General features: G+C 67.0%; 9 protein-coding genes. 5 read left to right on the top strand and 4 right to left on the bottom strand.

Going from position 1 to position 13,852, the window contains the following annotated elements; genetic code table 11:
- The first annotated feature begins 175 nt into the window (after positions 1–175).
- The 4 genes from HWX87_RS28990 to HWX87_RS28975 all read left to right on the top strand — a co-directional run bounded on the left by HWX87_RS28990 (position 176) and on the right by HWX87_RS28975 (position 7,450).
- Positions 176–2,161 carry an ATP-binding cassette domain-containing protein gene (locus HWX87_RS28990; protein WP_176050460.1) on the top strand — a complete coding sequence of 662 codons (1,986 nt, stop codon included), beginning with the start codon at positions 176–178 and terminating at the stop codon, positions 2,159–2,161.
- A gap of 220 nt (positions 2,162–2,381) precedes the next feature.
- Positions 2,382–4,364, top strand: a complete 1,983-nt coding sequence (locus HWX87_RS28985) for a DNA topoisomerase IV subunit B (protein WP_176050459.1) — start codon at positions 2,382–2,384, stop codon at positions 4,362–4,364.
- Positions 4,365–4,433: 69 nt separating this feature from the next.
- Positions 4,434–6,755 (top strand): DNA topoisomerase IV subunit A, encoded by a 2,322-nt coding sequence (gene parC / locus HWX87_RS28980; RefSeq protein ID WP_176050458.1) that lies wholly within the window; start codon positions 4,434–4,436, stop codon positions 6,753–6,755.
- Between the two features lie 236 nt (positions 6,756–6,991).
- Positions 6,992–7,450 (top strand): CopD family protein, encoded by a 459-nt coding sequence (locus HWX87_RS28975; protein ID WP_047898700.1) that lies wholly within the window; start codon positions 6,992–6,994, stop codon positions 7,448–7,450.
- 38 nt (positions 7,451–7,488) lie between these two features.
- Here the strand turns inward: HWX87_RS28975 and HWX87_RS28970 are convergent, their stop codons facing one another.
- On the bottom strand, positions 7,489–8,373 hold the full coding sequence (locus HWX87_RS28970; protein WP_176050457.1) for a LysR family transcriptional regulator: 885 nt from the start codon (positions 8,371–8,373) through the stop codon (positions 7,489–7,491).
- Between the two features lie 112 nt (positions 8,374–8,485).
- Here HWX87_RS28970 and HWX87_RS28965 point away from each other — a divergent pair, with 112 nt between their 5' ends.
- A complete protein-coding gene (locus tag HWX87_RS28965) occupies positions 8,486–8,932 on the top strand; it encodes a multidrug/biocide efflux PACE transporter (protein ID WP_176050456.1) in 447 nt (148 codons plus the stop codon).
- 52 nt (positions 8,933–8,984) lie between these two features.
- Here HWX87_RS28965 and HWX87_RS28960 read toward each other — a convergent pair whose 3' ends face one another.
- The 3 genes from HWX87_RS28960 to HWX87_RS28950 all read right to left on the bottom strand — a co-directional run bounded on the left by HWX87_RS28960 (position 8,985) and on the right by HWX87_RS28950 (position 13,847).
- Positions 8,985–10,193, bottom strand: a complete 1,209-nt coding sequence (locus HWX87_RS28960) for a chromate transporter (RefSeq protein WP_176050455.1) — start codon at positions 10,191–10,193, stop codon at positions 8,985–8,987.
- A 210-nt stretch (positions 10,194–10,403) separates the two neighbouring features.
- The gene (locus HWX87_RS28955; protein WP_176050454.1) at positions 10,404–12,743 is read right to left on the bottom strand and encodes an EAL domain-containing protein; all 2,340 of its coding nucleotides are present in this window, start codon (positions 12,741–12,743) and stop codon (positions 10,404–10,406) included.
- Between the two features lie 219 nt (positions 12,744–12,962).
- Positions 12,963–13,847: a PhzF family phenazine biosynthesis protein gene (locus HWX87_RS28950; RefSeq protein WP_176050453.1), complete on the bottom strand. Its 885-nt coding sequence runs from the start codon at positions 13,845–13,847 to the stop codon at positions 12,963–12,965.
- Positions 13,848–13,852: the final 5 nt, after the last annotated feature.

Genomic DNA, 13,852 nt, shown 5'->3' with positions numbered 1-13,852 from the left:
CGGCCGCGGGCATCGGGCCGGCTTTTGCCCGTTCGTGCGGGCATGCAAGCTGCACGGGCGGCATCTATCTGGAAACCGGCGGCCAGCCGTTCATCGCACCGCGCCGGCGCGTTTTGTGTGCCCCTTGCAGCTCGTCCATCCGGCCATACCGGTGCCGGCCTCCGCGACCGGTACAATGGGCGCTTCCGATTTCTCTCTTCGCCGTCTCCCCATGTCGCTCTATTCCATTACCGGCGCGCAGCTCGCGTTCGGTCACGTCGCGTTGCTCGATCACGCGGATTTCTCGCTCGAAGCCGGCGAGCGCGTCGGTCTGATCGGCCGCAACGGCGCAGGCAAGTCGTCGCTGCTGAAGATCGTCGCCGGCCTCGCGAAGCCCGATGACGGCCTGATCACGCGCCAGCAGGAGCTCGTGACCGTCTACGTGCCGCAGGAGCCTGAATTCGAACCGGGCGCGACGGTGTTCGATGCAGTCGCGTCGGGGCTCGCGCACACGCGCGAACTGCTTGAAGAATACGATTCGATCGCGCACCGCCTGGCGGATATACCGGAAGGCGCCGAACACGATGCGTTGCTCGCGCGGATGAACGCGCTGCAGTCGTCGCTCGACGCGCACGACGCGTGGAGCTGGCGCACGCGCGTGTCGATGACGCTCGCGCAGATCGGCCTGGCGGACGTCGACGCGCCCGTCGACGCGCTGTCGGGCGGGATGCAGAAGCGTGTCGCGCTGGCGCGCGCGCTGGTGCTGCAGCCCGACGTGCTGCTGCTCGACGAACCGACCAACCACCTCGACTTCGACGGCATCCGCTGGCTGGAAGAACTGCTCGTCGCGCAGCGCGCGGGCCTGCTGTTCATCACGCACGATCGCGCGTTCCTCGACCGCGTCGCGACGCGCATCGTCGATCTCGACCGCGGCCGGCTGCTGTCGTATCCGGGCAATTTCTCCGCGTACCAGACGCGCAAGGCGCAGCAGCTCGAAGTCGAGCGCGTGGAAAACGAGAAGTTCGACAAGCTGCTCGCGCAGGAAGAAGTGTGGATCCGCAAGGGGGTCGAAGCGCGCCGCACGCGCAGCGTCGGCCGCATCGCGCGGCTCGTGCAGATGCGCAACGAGCGCGCGGAGCGCCGCAACACGCTGGGCAACGTGAAGCTGGATGTCGCGCAGGGCGAGAAGTCCGGCAAGATCGTCGCGGAGCTGACCGACGTGACGAAGCGCTACGGCGGCCGCGCGGTCGTCGATCGCTTCTCGACGACGGTGATGCGCGGCGACAAGATCGGCTTCATCGGCCCGAACGGCGCTGGCAAGACGACGCTGCTCAAGCTGATTCTCGGCGAACTGAAGCCCGACGAAGGCACGGTGCGCATCGGCACCAACCTGCAGGTCGCGTATTTCGACCAGATGCGTGCGCAGCTCGACCAGGAAAAGAGCCTTGCGGATACGATCAGCCCCGGCAGCGAATGGGTCGAGATCGGCGGCGTGCGCAAGCACGTGATGAGCTATCTCGGCGATTTCCTGTTTGCACCGGAACGCGCGCGCTCGCCGGTGAAGTCGCTGTCGGGCGGCGAGCGCAACCGGTTGCTGCTCGCGCGCCTGTTCGCGCGTCCGGCCAACGTGCTGGTGCTCGACGAACCGACCAACGACCTCGACATCCAGACACTCGAACTGCTCGAAGAGCTGCTGGCCGACTACGACGGCACGGTGCTGCTCGTCAGCCACGATCGCGCGTTCCTCGACAACGTCGTGACGTCGGTGATCGCGGCCGAGGGCGACGGCAAGTGGCGCGAATACGTCGGCGGCTTCAGCGACTGGCAGATCCAGAGCGAGCGTTCGGAGCAGCTCGCGCAGCAGGAAGCCGCGAAGCGTGCGGTCAAGGAAGCGGCGCCCGTGAAGGAAGACGCGGCGAAGAGCGCCCCCGGCCGCAACGCGCAGCGCACGGTGAAGCTGTCGTTCAACGAGCAGCGCGAGCTCGATTCGCTGCCGGAGAAGATCGCCGCGCTCGAAGAGGAGCAGAAGACGATCAATGCGCAGCTCGCGGACGGCTCGATTTTCGCGAAGGATCCGCAGGAAGGCACGCGCCTGACCGAGCGCTTCGCGGCGATCGACGACGAACTGCTTACCGCGCTCGAACGGTGGGAAACACTCGAGGCGAAGCGCAAGCCGGCGTGACGCGTGCGGTGCGCGCCGATCTCGTGATTGGCGCGCCACGCGGAACCAGTAAAATACCGCGCGTTCAGGGGCGCGCCGCGCATGCCGCGCGCCCGCTTTCGGAGCAGTCCAAGCACACCGTTGTTTCGATTCGCTTTTTTACGGAACTCAACGTTTTGTCCACGACGTTATCCACACGAGGTGTGGACAACGTCCCGATGAATGACGAAATTCAGCGCCTATGTCTACGAAGAAACCCAGCGCGGCCTATAGCGAAGCATCGATCAAGGTGCTCAAGGGTCTCGAGCCGGTCAAGCAGCGACCCGGCATGTACACCCGTACCGAGAATCCGCTGCACATTATCCAGGAAGTCATCGACAACGCGTCCGACGAGGCGCTCGGCGGCTACGGCAAGCAGATCACGGTCACGCTGCACGCCGACCAGTCGGTCTCGGTCGAAGACGACGGCCGCGGCATCCCGTTCGGCATGCACCCCGAAGAGGGCGTACCGGTTGTCGAGATCGTGTTCACGCGCTTGCACGCAGGCGGCAAGTTCGACAAGGCTGCCGGCGGCGCCTATACGTTCTCGGGCGGCCTGCACGGCGTCGGCGTATCGGTGACGAACGCGCTCGCGACGCGCCTCGACGTGACGGTGTGGCGCGACGGCAAGATCGCCGAGCTCGGTTTTGCGGAAGGCGACGTGGTCAAGCCGCTCGCGACGCAGGGCGCGGGCCGCGGCGAGAAGAAATCCGGCACCCGCGTGCAGGTGTGGCCGAACACGAAGTACTTCGATTCGCCGAACCTGCCGCTCGGCGAACTGCAGCGCTTGCTGCGCTCGAAGGCCGTGCTGCTGCCGGGCGTCGAGGTCGTGCTCGTCAACGAAAAGAGCGGCGAGCGCCAGACGTGGAAATATGAAGACGGCCTGCGCGGCTACCTGCTCGACGAAATGAACGGCAGCGAGCTGCTGATTCCGCTGTTCGAAGGCGAGCGTTTCGCCGATTCGCGTTCGGGCGACGACACGTTCGCCGAAGGCGAGGGCGCATCGTGGGTCGTTGCATGGAGCGAGGAAGGTTCGCTCGTGCGCGAGTCGTACGTGAACCTGATCCCGACGCCGGCCGGCGGCACGCACGAATCCGGCCTGCGCGACGGCCTGTACCAGGCCGTGAAGAGCTTCGTCGAGCTGCACAACCTGCAGCCGAAGGGCGTGAAGCTGCTCGCGGAAGACGTGTTCGCACGCGTGTCGTTCGTGCTGTCCGCGAAGGTGCTCGATCCGCAGTTCCAGGGGCAGATCAAGGAACGCCTGAACAGCCGCGACGCGGTGAAGCTCGTGTCGTCGTTCTCGCGTCCGGCGCTCGAACTGTGGCTGAACCAGCACGTCGAGCACGGCAAGAAGCTCGCCGAACTCGTGATCAAGCAGGCCCAGGCGCGCACGCGCGCGGGCCAGAAGGTCGAGAAGCGCAAGAGCTCGGGCGTCGCGGTGCTGCCGGGCAAGCTGACCGACTGCGAGACCGAGGATATCGCGCGCAACGAGCTGTTCCTCGTCGAGGGCGACTCGGCGGGCGGCTCCGCGAAGATGGGCCGCGACAAGGAATACCAGGCGATCCTGCCGCTGCGCGGCAAGGTGCTGAACACGTGGGAAACCGAGCGCGACCGCCTGTTCGCGAACAACGAGGTGCACGATATCTCGGTGGCGATCGGCGTCGATCCGCACAGCCCCGACGACACCGTCGACCTGTCGAACTTGCGCTACGGCAAGATCTGCATCCTGTCGGACGCGGACGTCGACGGCTCGCACATCCAGGTGCTGCTGCTCACGCTGTTCTTCAAGCATTTCCCGCAACTGATCGAGCGCGGCCACGTGTGCGTCGCACGGCCGCCGCTGTTCCGCGTCGACGCGCCGGCGCGCGGCAAGAAGGCCGCGCAGAAGCTCTATGCGCTCGACGACGGCGAACTCGAAGCGATTCTCGACAAGCTGCGCAAGGACGGCGTGCGCGAGACGCAATGGAGCATCAGTCGCTTCAAGGGTCTCGGCGAAATGAGCGCCGAGCAGCTGTGGGACACGACGATGAACCCCGATACGCGCCGCCTGATGCCCGTGAAGCTCGGCGAGCTCGACTACGAGGCGACCGTCGCGCGCATGACGATGCTGATGGGCAAGGGCGAGGCAGCCGCACGGCGCGGCTGGCTCGAGGAAAAGGGCAACGACGTCGAAGCGGACATCTAAGCCACGCATCCGCGCGGCCGGGCATGACGCCCGGCCCGGCCTCACGCCACTTACGAATACGGAATTCTGATGGACGACAATACTTCCGATCTCTTTGCGAGCCCGGACGCGCCCGAGAGCGACGCGCTGACGCTCGGCAACTACGCGGAGCAGGCGTATCTCAGCTACGCGGTCAGCGTCGTGAAGAGCCGCGCGCTGCCCGACGTGTGCGACGGCCAGAAGCCGGTGCAGCGCCGGATCCTGTTCGCGATGAACGAAATGGGCCTCGGCCCGGACGCGAAGCCGGTGAAGTCGGCGCGCGTGGTCGGCGACGTGCTCGGTAAATACCACCCGCACGGCGACCAGTCGGCGTACGACGCGCTCGTGCGTCTCGCGCAGGACTTCTCGCTGCGCTACCCGCTGATCGACGGGCAGGGCAACTTCGGTTCGCGCGACGGCGACGGCGCGGCGGCGATGCGTTACACGGAAGCGCGCCTCACGCCGATCGCGAAGCTGCTGCTCGACGAGATCGACCAGGGCACGGTCGACTTCATGCCGAACTACGACGGTTCGTTCGAGGAACCGAAGACGCTGCCGAGCCGCATGCCGTTCGTGCTGCTGAACGGCGCGTCGGGCATCGCGGTCGGCCTCGCCACCGAAATCCCGTCGCACAACCTGCGCGAAGTCGCGGGCGCGGCAGTCGCGCTGATCCGCAATCCGAAGCTGACGCACGCGGAGCTGATGAACCTGATCCCCGGCCCGGATTTCCCGGGCGGCGGCCAGATCATCTCGAGCGACACCGAAATCGCCGCGGCGTACGAAACCGGGCGCGGCAGCCTGAAGGTGCGCGCGAAATGGAAGATCGAGGATCTCGCGCGCGGCCAGTGGCAGCTCGTCGTCACCGAGTTGCCGCCGAGCACGTCGGGCCAGAAGGTGCTCGAGGAAATCGAGGAACTGACCAACCCGAAGCTCAAGCTCGGCAAGAAGACGCTGACGCCCGAGCAGCTCAACACGAAGAAGGCGATGCTCGACCTGCTCGACGCGGTGCGCGACGAGTCGGGCAAGGAAGCGGCGGTGCGGCTCGTGTTCGAGCCGAAGTCGCGCACGATCGACCAGACGGAATTCGTGAATACGCTGCTCGCGTACACGAGCCTCGAGTCGAACGCGACGCTGAACCTCGTGATGATCGGCGCCGACGGCCGGCCGGGCCAGAAGGGCCTGCTGACGATCCTCGACGAGTGGGTGAAGTTCCGCCAGCTGACGATGACGCGCCGTTGCCGCCATCGCCTCGCGAAGGTCGACGACCGCATCCACATCCTCGAAGGGCGGATGATCGTCTTCCTGAACATCGACGAGGTGATCCGCATCATCCGCGAGTCGGACGAGCCGAAGGCCGCGCTGATGAGCGCGTTCGGCCTCAGCGACCGTCAGGCGGAAGACATTCTCGAAATCCGCCTGCGTCAGCTCGCGCGGCTCGAGAAGATCAAGATCGAGAAGGAACTCGAGGCGCTGCGCGACGAGAAGGCGAAGCTCGAGGAGCTGCTCGCGAACGAAAGCGCGATGAAGCGGCTGATGATCAAGGAGATCGAGGCCGACGCGAAGCAGTACGGCGACGATCGCCGCACGCTGATCCAGCAGGAAAAGCGCGCGACGTTCGAGGCGAAGGTGGTCGACGAGCCGGTGACGGTCGTCGTGTCGCAGAAGGGCTGGGTGCGGGCGCTGAAGGGCCACGGGCTCGACCCGGCCAGCTTCTCGTTCAAGGCTGGCGACCACCTGTACGCAGCGTTCCAGTGTCGCACGCCGGATCGCCTGATCGCGTGGGGCAGCAGCGGCCGCGTGTACTCGGTCGACGTGTCGGTACTGCCGGGCGGGCGCGGTGACGGCGTGCCGGTCACGTCGCTGATCGAGCTCGAATCGGGCTCGCACCTGATGCACTACTACGCGGCGCCGGCCGACCAGCAACTGCTGCTCGCGTCGAGCAACGGCTTCGGCTTCCTCGCGAAGGTCGGCGACATGGTGAGCCGCGTGAAGGCCGGCAAGTCGTTCATGACCATCGATGCGGGCGCGGCGCCGCTCGCGCCGATGCCCGTGCTGCCGAATGCGACGCAGGTCGCGTGTCTGTCGAGCGGCGGCCGGCTGCTCGTGTTCGGGATGGACGAGATGAAGACGCTGTCCGGCGGTGGCCGCGGCGTGATCCTGATGGCGCTCGACGACAAGGAAACGCTGCTCCAGGCGCTCGCGATCGATCCGGCCGGCGTCGTGCTGATCGGCACCGGCCGCGGCGGCAAGGCGCAGGATGACACGCTGTCGTACGCAGGGCTCGCGGCGCACATCGGCAAGCGTGCCCGCAAGGGCCGCACGCCGGACACGAAGCTCAAGGTCGTCAACGAGCTGCGTCCGCTGCTCGGCTGACGCCGGGCCCGGATCGGCCGCGATCGAAGGCCGCACGTCCGCTTCGGCGGGTGTGCGGCCTTTTCTTTGGGTGCGGGGATTCGGGTAAGCAACGGTGGCGCTGTCACGCGGAACTTGCAAAATATTGTGAAATCGAGCCCGGGGTCTGAACCGAGAGGCGACTGGCCGGTCGAACGTCGCTTGATGCCGCGCGCGACGCGGCCGTTCGCTGCACCCCACTCATCACAGGATTCGCCATGTCCCACGCTGTTGCCGTCGCGCTGTTTCTTCACCTGCTGGCCGTTGCCGTGTGGGTGGGCGGGATGGTTTTCGCGAACTTCTGCCTGCGTCCGGCGCTGTCCGACCTGTCGCCGCAGCTCCGGCTGCCGCTGATCGAGGGCGTGTTCGGTCGCTTCTTCAACTGGGTGGCGGGCTCCGTGATCGTGATCCTGCTGTCCGGCGGCTTCCTGCTCGTGGAATTCGGCGGCGCGCACGCGACGTGGTCGCTGCACGCGATGGCGGGGCTCGGCGTCGTGATGATGCTGATCTTCGGCCATATCCGCTTCGCGCTGTTCCCGCGCATTCGTCGCGCGGTGCAGGCGCAGAACTGGCCGGACGGCGCGCGCGCGGTGAACGCGGTGCGCCTGCTCGTCGTCGTGAATCTCGTGCTCGGCGTCGTCACGGTCGGCGCGGCCGTGCTGTCGCGCGGTTTCTGATCGTTCGGGCGCGGCCGCCGGCGCGGCGGCCTGCGCCGCTACGCGGCCAGCATCGCATCGAGCAGCCAGGCGCCGGCCGGGCCGAGCGGCCGGTTGCGCGACCAGACCGCATCCACCCGCACACGGCGCGGCCAGCCGCGTGAGCGCAGCTCGCACAGGCGATCCCGTGCGAAGTGCTCGACCATCCAGCGCGGCAGTTCCGCCCAGCCGAACCCCAGCACGGCCATCTCCAGCAGCATCAGGTAGCTCGGCGCCAGCCAGTGCTGCGTGCCGACGACGATCCGGTCGTCGGCGCCGCGGCCTTCCGTTTTCACATAGGTATTGAGGCGCAGTTCGCGCACGTCGCGCAGCGCCGCGTGCGGGACCTCGGCGTCGCCGTAGTCGGCGAGCGCGTGCGTGCGCCCGACGAACAGCCCGATCTCCGATTCTTCCGCCACCGTCGCCGCGCCGATATCGGCCGGGTAGGCCGCACGCGCGGCCATCAGCCCGAGCTGCGCGCGGCCCTGCTGGATCAGGTCGAGCACGTCCTCGTGTTCGGCGATCTGGCATTCGAGCTCGAGCGCCGGAAAGCGCCGTTCGAGCGCCATCAGCGTTTCCTCATAGCGTTTCGACTGGTACGTGTCGGACACGACGAGTGTCAGCCGCGCTTCCTCGCCCTGCGCGAGCCGCGCAGCCGTGCGGTCGATCGCCGCACTGGCTTCGAGCGCGCGCTGCACCTGCGGCAGCAGCGCGCGCCCGGCGTCGGTCAGCGTCGGCGCGCGCGTCGAGCGGTCGAACAGCTGGACGCCGAGATCGATTTCGAGGTTCGCGATGGCTTCCGAAATGGTCGACTGGCGCTTGCCGAGCTTGCGCGCGGCGGCCGTGAACGAGCCGAGCAGCGCGGCTTCGGCGAACGCGAGCAGGGCTTCGGGGGCGTGGTGCATGCAGCGCTCCAGACTTCGTTATATCGGTAAAACCGATGATAACAAACTGGATTCAACCGGTATCGCCGATCAGAATGGCCGACATGAATGACGTAACGGATTGGAGGGCATCATGAAACAGATGAACAAAACGGTAACGGAACGGCTGCTGCACGCGCTGACGTTCGAGCTGGTCGCGATCGCACTGTGTGCGCCGATCGGCGCATGGCTGCTGGACATGCCGGTGTCGCACGTCGGCGTGCTGACCCTGATGGTGTCGCTGATCGCGATGGCGTGGAACATGGCGTTCAACACGCTGTTCGACCGCTTCGAGCGGCGCGCGGGATCGAAGCGCACGCTCGGCATGCGGATCGCGCACGCAGTCATGTTCGAGCTCGGTCTCGTCGCGATGGTGGTGCCGGTTGCCGCGTGGTGGCTGAACGTGAGCCTCGTCGAGGCACTGCTGCTCGACCTCGGCATCGTGCTGTTCTTCCTGCCTTATACGTTCTGCTTCAACCTCGCGTACGACGCGCTGCGGGCCCGCTGGATGGCACGCCGGGTCGCGGTGCAGGCCGGTTGAGGTTCGTCGATGCCGGTGGAAGCCGGCAGAGCAGGGCGATGGCCGCCGCCCGTCAGCGCGCGGCGGCCCACAACCACACGCTGCACGCCACGGCGACCGCGCCGTAGACGGCATAGACGGGCACCTTGAAGCGCGTGAAGCACAGCGTCGCGAAGGCGCCCGTCAGCCAGTAAACGGGGTCGGCCGGCTCGCGGTGCAGGATCTTCACGACGGCGACGACGAGAAAGCCCGTCGTCGCCGCGCGCAGCAGGCGCATCCCGTGTTCGAAGCGCGCGTGGCGCTTGAGCCGGAACAGGTGGTTCTGCGCAAACACGACGAGGCACCCCGACGGAATGAACAGCGCGGCCGTCGCGAGCAGCGCGCCGACCCAGCCGTCCGTCAGGTAGCCGAGAAACGGCACGACGTTCAGCAGCGGCCCCGGCGCTACCGGCGACAGCGCGAACGCCAGCGTGAAGTCGTGATCGGAGATGCCCGTTGCGGGCGACACGAACAGCGTCTTGAGCACCGGCAGGGCGGAGAACCCGCCGCCGAACAGCGTCATGCCGGCACCCGCGAGGCGCGGCCACAGCAGCTGCGCCTGGTAATCGCCCGGCAGCGGCACCGCGAACAGCGCGACGAGCACGCCGAGCAGCACGAGCAGGTTGCGGTCACGCTTCGACAGCATGAAATCGACCGCGTCGCGTTGGGTCGGCCCTGTCAGCCAGCCCGCTGCAAACGCAGCGAAGAGAATCCCGACGAAAGCGGCGGGACTATGCGCGAAAGCGAGCAGAATCGTCGACAGCGCAGCGATCAACTGCTCGAGCCGCGTGCGCGCGAGCGAGCGCAACTGCTTGACCCACGTCACGCCGATCAGCGCGGCGAGCACCATCCCGAAGTGATTGATCAGCATCGGCGCGGCCAGCGAGCGCACGAGCGGCGTCTGATAAAAGATCGCGAACAGCGTCATCAGGATCGAGAACGGCAGCACGCTCGCGATACCCGCGACCCAGGCGCCGGCGCGGCCGTGCAGCGTCTGGCCGACCTGCACCGCCACATTGCAGCCGACGGGGCCCGGCACGAGCCAGGCGAGCGCGACGAGATCGCCGAATACGTGCGGTTCGATGCGCTGCAGCCGTTCGACGTAGTGGCGTTCGAGCTGCGCCATCATCGAAAGCCCGCCCCACGAGATCGCAGAAATGCCGGCGACGACCTTGAACAAGGCCCATAGGGATGCCTGTGCCTCTTCGACACGAGCGGTCGCTTCGACTTCGACGGTTGTCATGGTTGTGGTATTGGCGCAGGGCCAGATCTCGCGCGTGTGGCCGTACCGGCGGCCCGCCGATACGTTGGCCCTCCCGATTGTCCGCCGCGCACCGTGACACTGCCATGCGCGAAAACGCTAGTTAATGAACTAAACAATCAGATCGGAAAGCGAAACAATTGCGGCAGCGCGCAACGCACACCGCGGTCGCAGACGCAGCCGCGGTGCTGCTCAGGCGCCCGTGCTGCCCGTCGCGCGATGCGCGATGACGTTCGGATGATGGCCGCGCACGCCGAAGCGCGCGATCAGCGCGGGAATCGCATCGGCCGGCACCGGGCGCGAGAACAGGAAGCCCTGTGCCTCGATCTCGCCGAGCGCGGACAGCCACGTGATCTGCTCTTCGGTTTCGGTGCCTTCGACGACGACGGTCAGGCCGAGCGAGCGGGCGAGATGCACGATCGACGACACCATCACGCACACGCTGCGATCGTTCGGGATGGCCTGCACGAACGAGCGGTCGACCTTCAGCGTGTCGACCGAGAAGCGGTGCAGGTACGACAGCGACGAATAGCCGGTGCCGAAATCGTCGAGCGCGATGCGGATGCCGAGCTTCTTCAACGCGACGATCTTCTCGGACACGAGTTCCGGATATTCCATCATCGCGGTTTCGGTGATCTCGAGTTCGAGCCGGTTCGCGTCGATGCCGGTTTCCAGCAGCGTGCGCGAGATCGTCTCGATCAGGTCGCCGCGCCAGAACTGCACGGGCGAGATGTTGACCGCGAGCGTCAGCGTGTCGTGGCCCTCGTCGCGCCAGCGCGCGATCTGCTCGCATGCGGTGCGGATCACGAAGTCGCCGATCGGCACGATCAGGCCCGTCGATTCGGCGATCGAAATGAATTCGTTCGCGGAGATGATCCCGTGCTCGGGGTGATCCCAGCGCGCGAGCGCCTCGAAGCCGGTGATGTAGCGATGCGTGAGGTCGATCTTCGGCTGGTACGCGAGGAACAGCTGCCCCTCGGCGAGCGCGACGCGCAATTGCTGTTCCCAGCGCATCAGGTGATCGGCACGGTGCGACAGGTGCGGCGCGTAGAACTGGTAGCAGTTCTTGCCGGCGTCCTTCGCGCTGTACATCGCGAGGTCGGCCTTCTTCAGCAGGTCGATCTCGCTTTCGTTCGCGACGGTGTGCAGCGCGATGCCGATGCTCGCATGCAGCACGAACGAACTGCCGCGCACGTCGAACGGCTCGCCGAACATCCGGATGATCGCTTCCGCGAGCCGCACCGCGCGTCGCTCGACGTCGTCGCCCTTCATCACGACGACGAACTCGTCGCCGCCGATGCGAGCGAGCGAGCCTTCGTCGCCGACCGCATCGGCCAGACGCGACGCGGTCATTTGCAGCACGATGTCGCCGGCATTGTGGCCGAGCGTATCGTTGACGGTCTTGAAGTTGTCGAGATCGATGAACAGCAGGCCGAGCCGCGACAGGCTCGTCGGCATCGACACGTCGTTGCGCAACCCGCGCAGCGTCGCATAGCGGTTCGCGAGGCCGGTGAGCAGGTCGTATTCGGCGAGCTGCGTCATCTCGCGCTCGCGGCCGAGCAGCTTGCCGATCAGGCCCGTCGCGACGCCGAAGAACGCGAGCATCGCGAGCGTGATGAAGCTCGTCATCAGCAGGTAGACGTTGCGCGTGTGGTAGTAGTCCGCGAACTCTTCCGTCTGCGACAGCCCGACCATCACCGCGAGCGGGTAGCCGTCGAGGTGGCGGTACGACACGATGCGCGTGACGCCGTCGATCGGGTCGATGATCGTGCCCGTCACGCGCTCGGCGATCGGGTAGACGCCCGATGCGGAAAACGCGCCCGGCGCGTTGTTCAGCGAACCCGTGCGCCGCGCGAGCACGGTGCCCGTGTCGGACACCACCGCGATCACGCCTTCCTTGCCGATCGCCGCGTTGTTGTAGAAGTCGTTCGTGAAGTAGCTCGGGTCTTCCGACACGACGACGATGCCCGCGAAGCTGCCGTCCGGATTGTTCAGGCGCCGCGTCATCTGCAGCGTCCAGTGGCTCGACACGCGGCCGAGCACGGGTTTGCTGATGAAGAGGCGGTCGTCGTTGTGCGCGAGGTGGACCTTGAAGTGCTCGCGGTCGGACAGGTTGATCGGCTGCGGATGCAGCTCGGCCGTGTTCGCGAACAGGATGCCCTTCGCGTTGACCAGCGACACCTGGATCAGCGTGTCGCTCGGCACGACGCCTTTCTCGACGGCGCTCGCGAGATTGAAACGCCCGGGCGACTTCTCGAATTCGAACTTGACGAAGCGGGTGATCTGGTCGACCTGGTGGATCGCCTTGACCGTATGCTGCTCGAGCGCCGAAGAGAGGATCGCAGCGGAGGCGGCTGCTTCCTTGTAGGCGCTGTCCTTTTCCACCGACAGCCGCGCGATGATCACGGCCCACAGCAGCGCGAGCGCCAGCATCCCGAGCAACGGGATCGCAAATAGCGCACGCCGGCGCGATTTGCGCGGCGCGCGTAGCGGCCGGTTCGGCGGCGTGTGGTTGGACCGGGCGGAGCTCATCGAAGCGGGTGGCGTCCTGCTCGCGTACGCCATCCGTCTGGATGGCTGGCTTGGGTTGGGGTTATCCCGGCGTCTGTTCGTTCGCGGGATGCGCAACCATGGACAGACGTCCGAAACAACGGATTAGGCCCGATATTACTGGCTGGAACGTTTTTGCGATAGTTGGGCGAATCGTAGGGGGGCGCCGGACGAGCCGGCGCCATCGCACATCGCGGAATGTCAGGCAGGTGACCGAAAGGTACCGTCGACGACCGTAACGACGTCGCCGCCGATCCAGGTCGTGCCGTCTTCGTCGTAGCTGACGAAGATGCGGCCGTCGCGGCCGATTGCCGTGCCCTGGCGGGCCGTATACGACGGGCCGGGGCGGCGTTCCTGCCGCGTCAGCAGCCCGGCCAGCGCGGCGTTCGCGCTGCCGGTGACGGGATCCTCGCCGGGTGTGCCGAACTTGCCGCCCGTCATCAGGCAACGGATCTCGAACGTCGCGGGGCCGCCTTCGGCGTGCGGCGCGTAGGCGGCGAGGCCGTCCACGCCGTAGCGGCGGGTAAGCGCCTCCAGGGCGGCCGGATCGGGCGACAGGCCGATGCACGCGTCGGCCGACTTCAGCCGCACGACCAGCCACGGCGCGCCGTTGTCGACCGCGCACGGCTCGGCATCGAGGTCGAGCGCGTCGCTGCGCAGCGCGGCGGCCAGCACCGCGTAGTCCGAACGGTCGAGCGGCGTGACGCGTGCCGGCGGCGCGGCGAATGCCCAGCCGCCGGCCTGCTCGCGCAGCGCGACCCGGCCGACTCCGCATTGCTGGACCAGCCGGCCCGGCGTGCGCGGCTGCGCGCCGCTTTCGAGGAACGCATGCGCGGTGCCGAGCGTCGGGTGGCCGGCGAACGGCAGTTCGCCGCCCGTCGTGAAGATCCGGACGCGGTAGTCGGCTTCCGGATCGGTCGGCGAGCAGAGGAACGTGGTTTCCGACAGGTTCGTCCAGCGGGCGATCTCGAGCATGGCGTTGTCGCCGAGCGAATCGGCGTCGAACACCACGGCAAGCGGATTGCCCTTGAACGGCACCGACGAGAACACGTCGACCTGCTTGAAGCGGACGAGGCGGCCGGGCATCGCGC

This window comes from Burkholderia sp. BCC1644 (assembly GCF_902833225.1).
GTDB lineage: Bacteria > Pseudomonadota > Gammaproteobacteria > Burkholderiales > Burkholderiaceae > Burkholderia.
The sequence above is the reverse complement of the archived record's forward strand: the minus strand, read 5'-3'. Positions and strand labels throughout refer to the sequence as shown.

What these genes read in the sequence shown, in the direction of transcription:
- HWX87_RS28990 (WP_176050460.1), top strand. Translation starts at nt 176, where the DNA reads ATGGGCGCTTCCGATTTCTCTCTTCGCCGTCTCCCCATGTCGCTCTAT.
- HWX87_RS28985 (WP_176050459.1), top strand. Translation starts at nt 2,382, where the DNA reads ATGTCTACGAAGAAACCCAGCGCGGCCTATAGCGAAGCATCGATCAAG.
- parC (WP_176050458.1), top strand. Translation starts at nt 4,434, where the DNA reads ATGGACGACAATACTTCCGATCTCTTTGCGAGCCCGGACGCGCCCGAG.
- HWX87_RS28975 (WP_047898700.1), top strand. Translation starts at nt 6,992, where the DNA reads ATGTCCCACGCTGTTGCCGTCGCGCTGTTTCTTCACCTGCTGGCCGTT.
- HWX87_RS28970 (WP_176050457.1), bottom strand. Translation starts at nt 8,373, where the DNA reads ATGCACCACGCCCCCGAAGCCCTGCTCGCGTTCGCCGAAGCCGCGCTG.
- HWX87_RS28965 (WP_176050456.1), top strand. Translation starts at nt 8,486, where the DNA reads ATGAAACAGATGAACAAAACGGTAACGGAACGGCTGCTGCACGCGCTG.
- HWX87_RS28960 (WP_176050455.1), bottom strand. Translation starts at nt 10,193, where the DNA reads ATGACAACCGTCGAAGTCGAAGCGACCGCTCGTGTCGAAGAGGCACAG.
- HWX87_RS28955 (WP_176050454.1), bottom strand. Translation starts at nt 12,743, where the DNA reads ATGAGCTCCGCCCGGTCCAACCACACGCCGCCGAACCGGCCGCTACGC.
- HWX87_RS28950 (WP_176050453.1), bottom strand. Translation starts at nt 13,847, where the DNA reads ATGCCCGGCCGCCTCGTCCGCTTCAAGCAGGTCGACGTGTTCTCGTCG.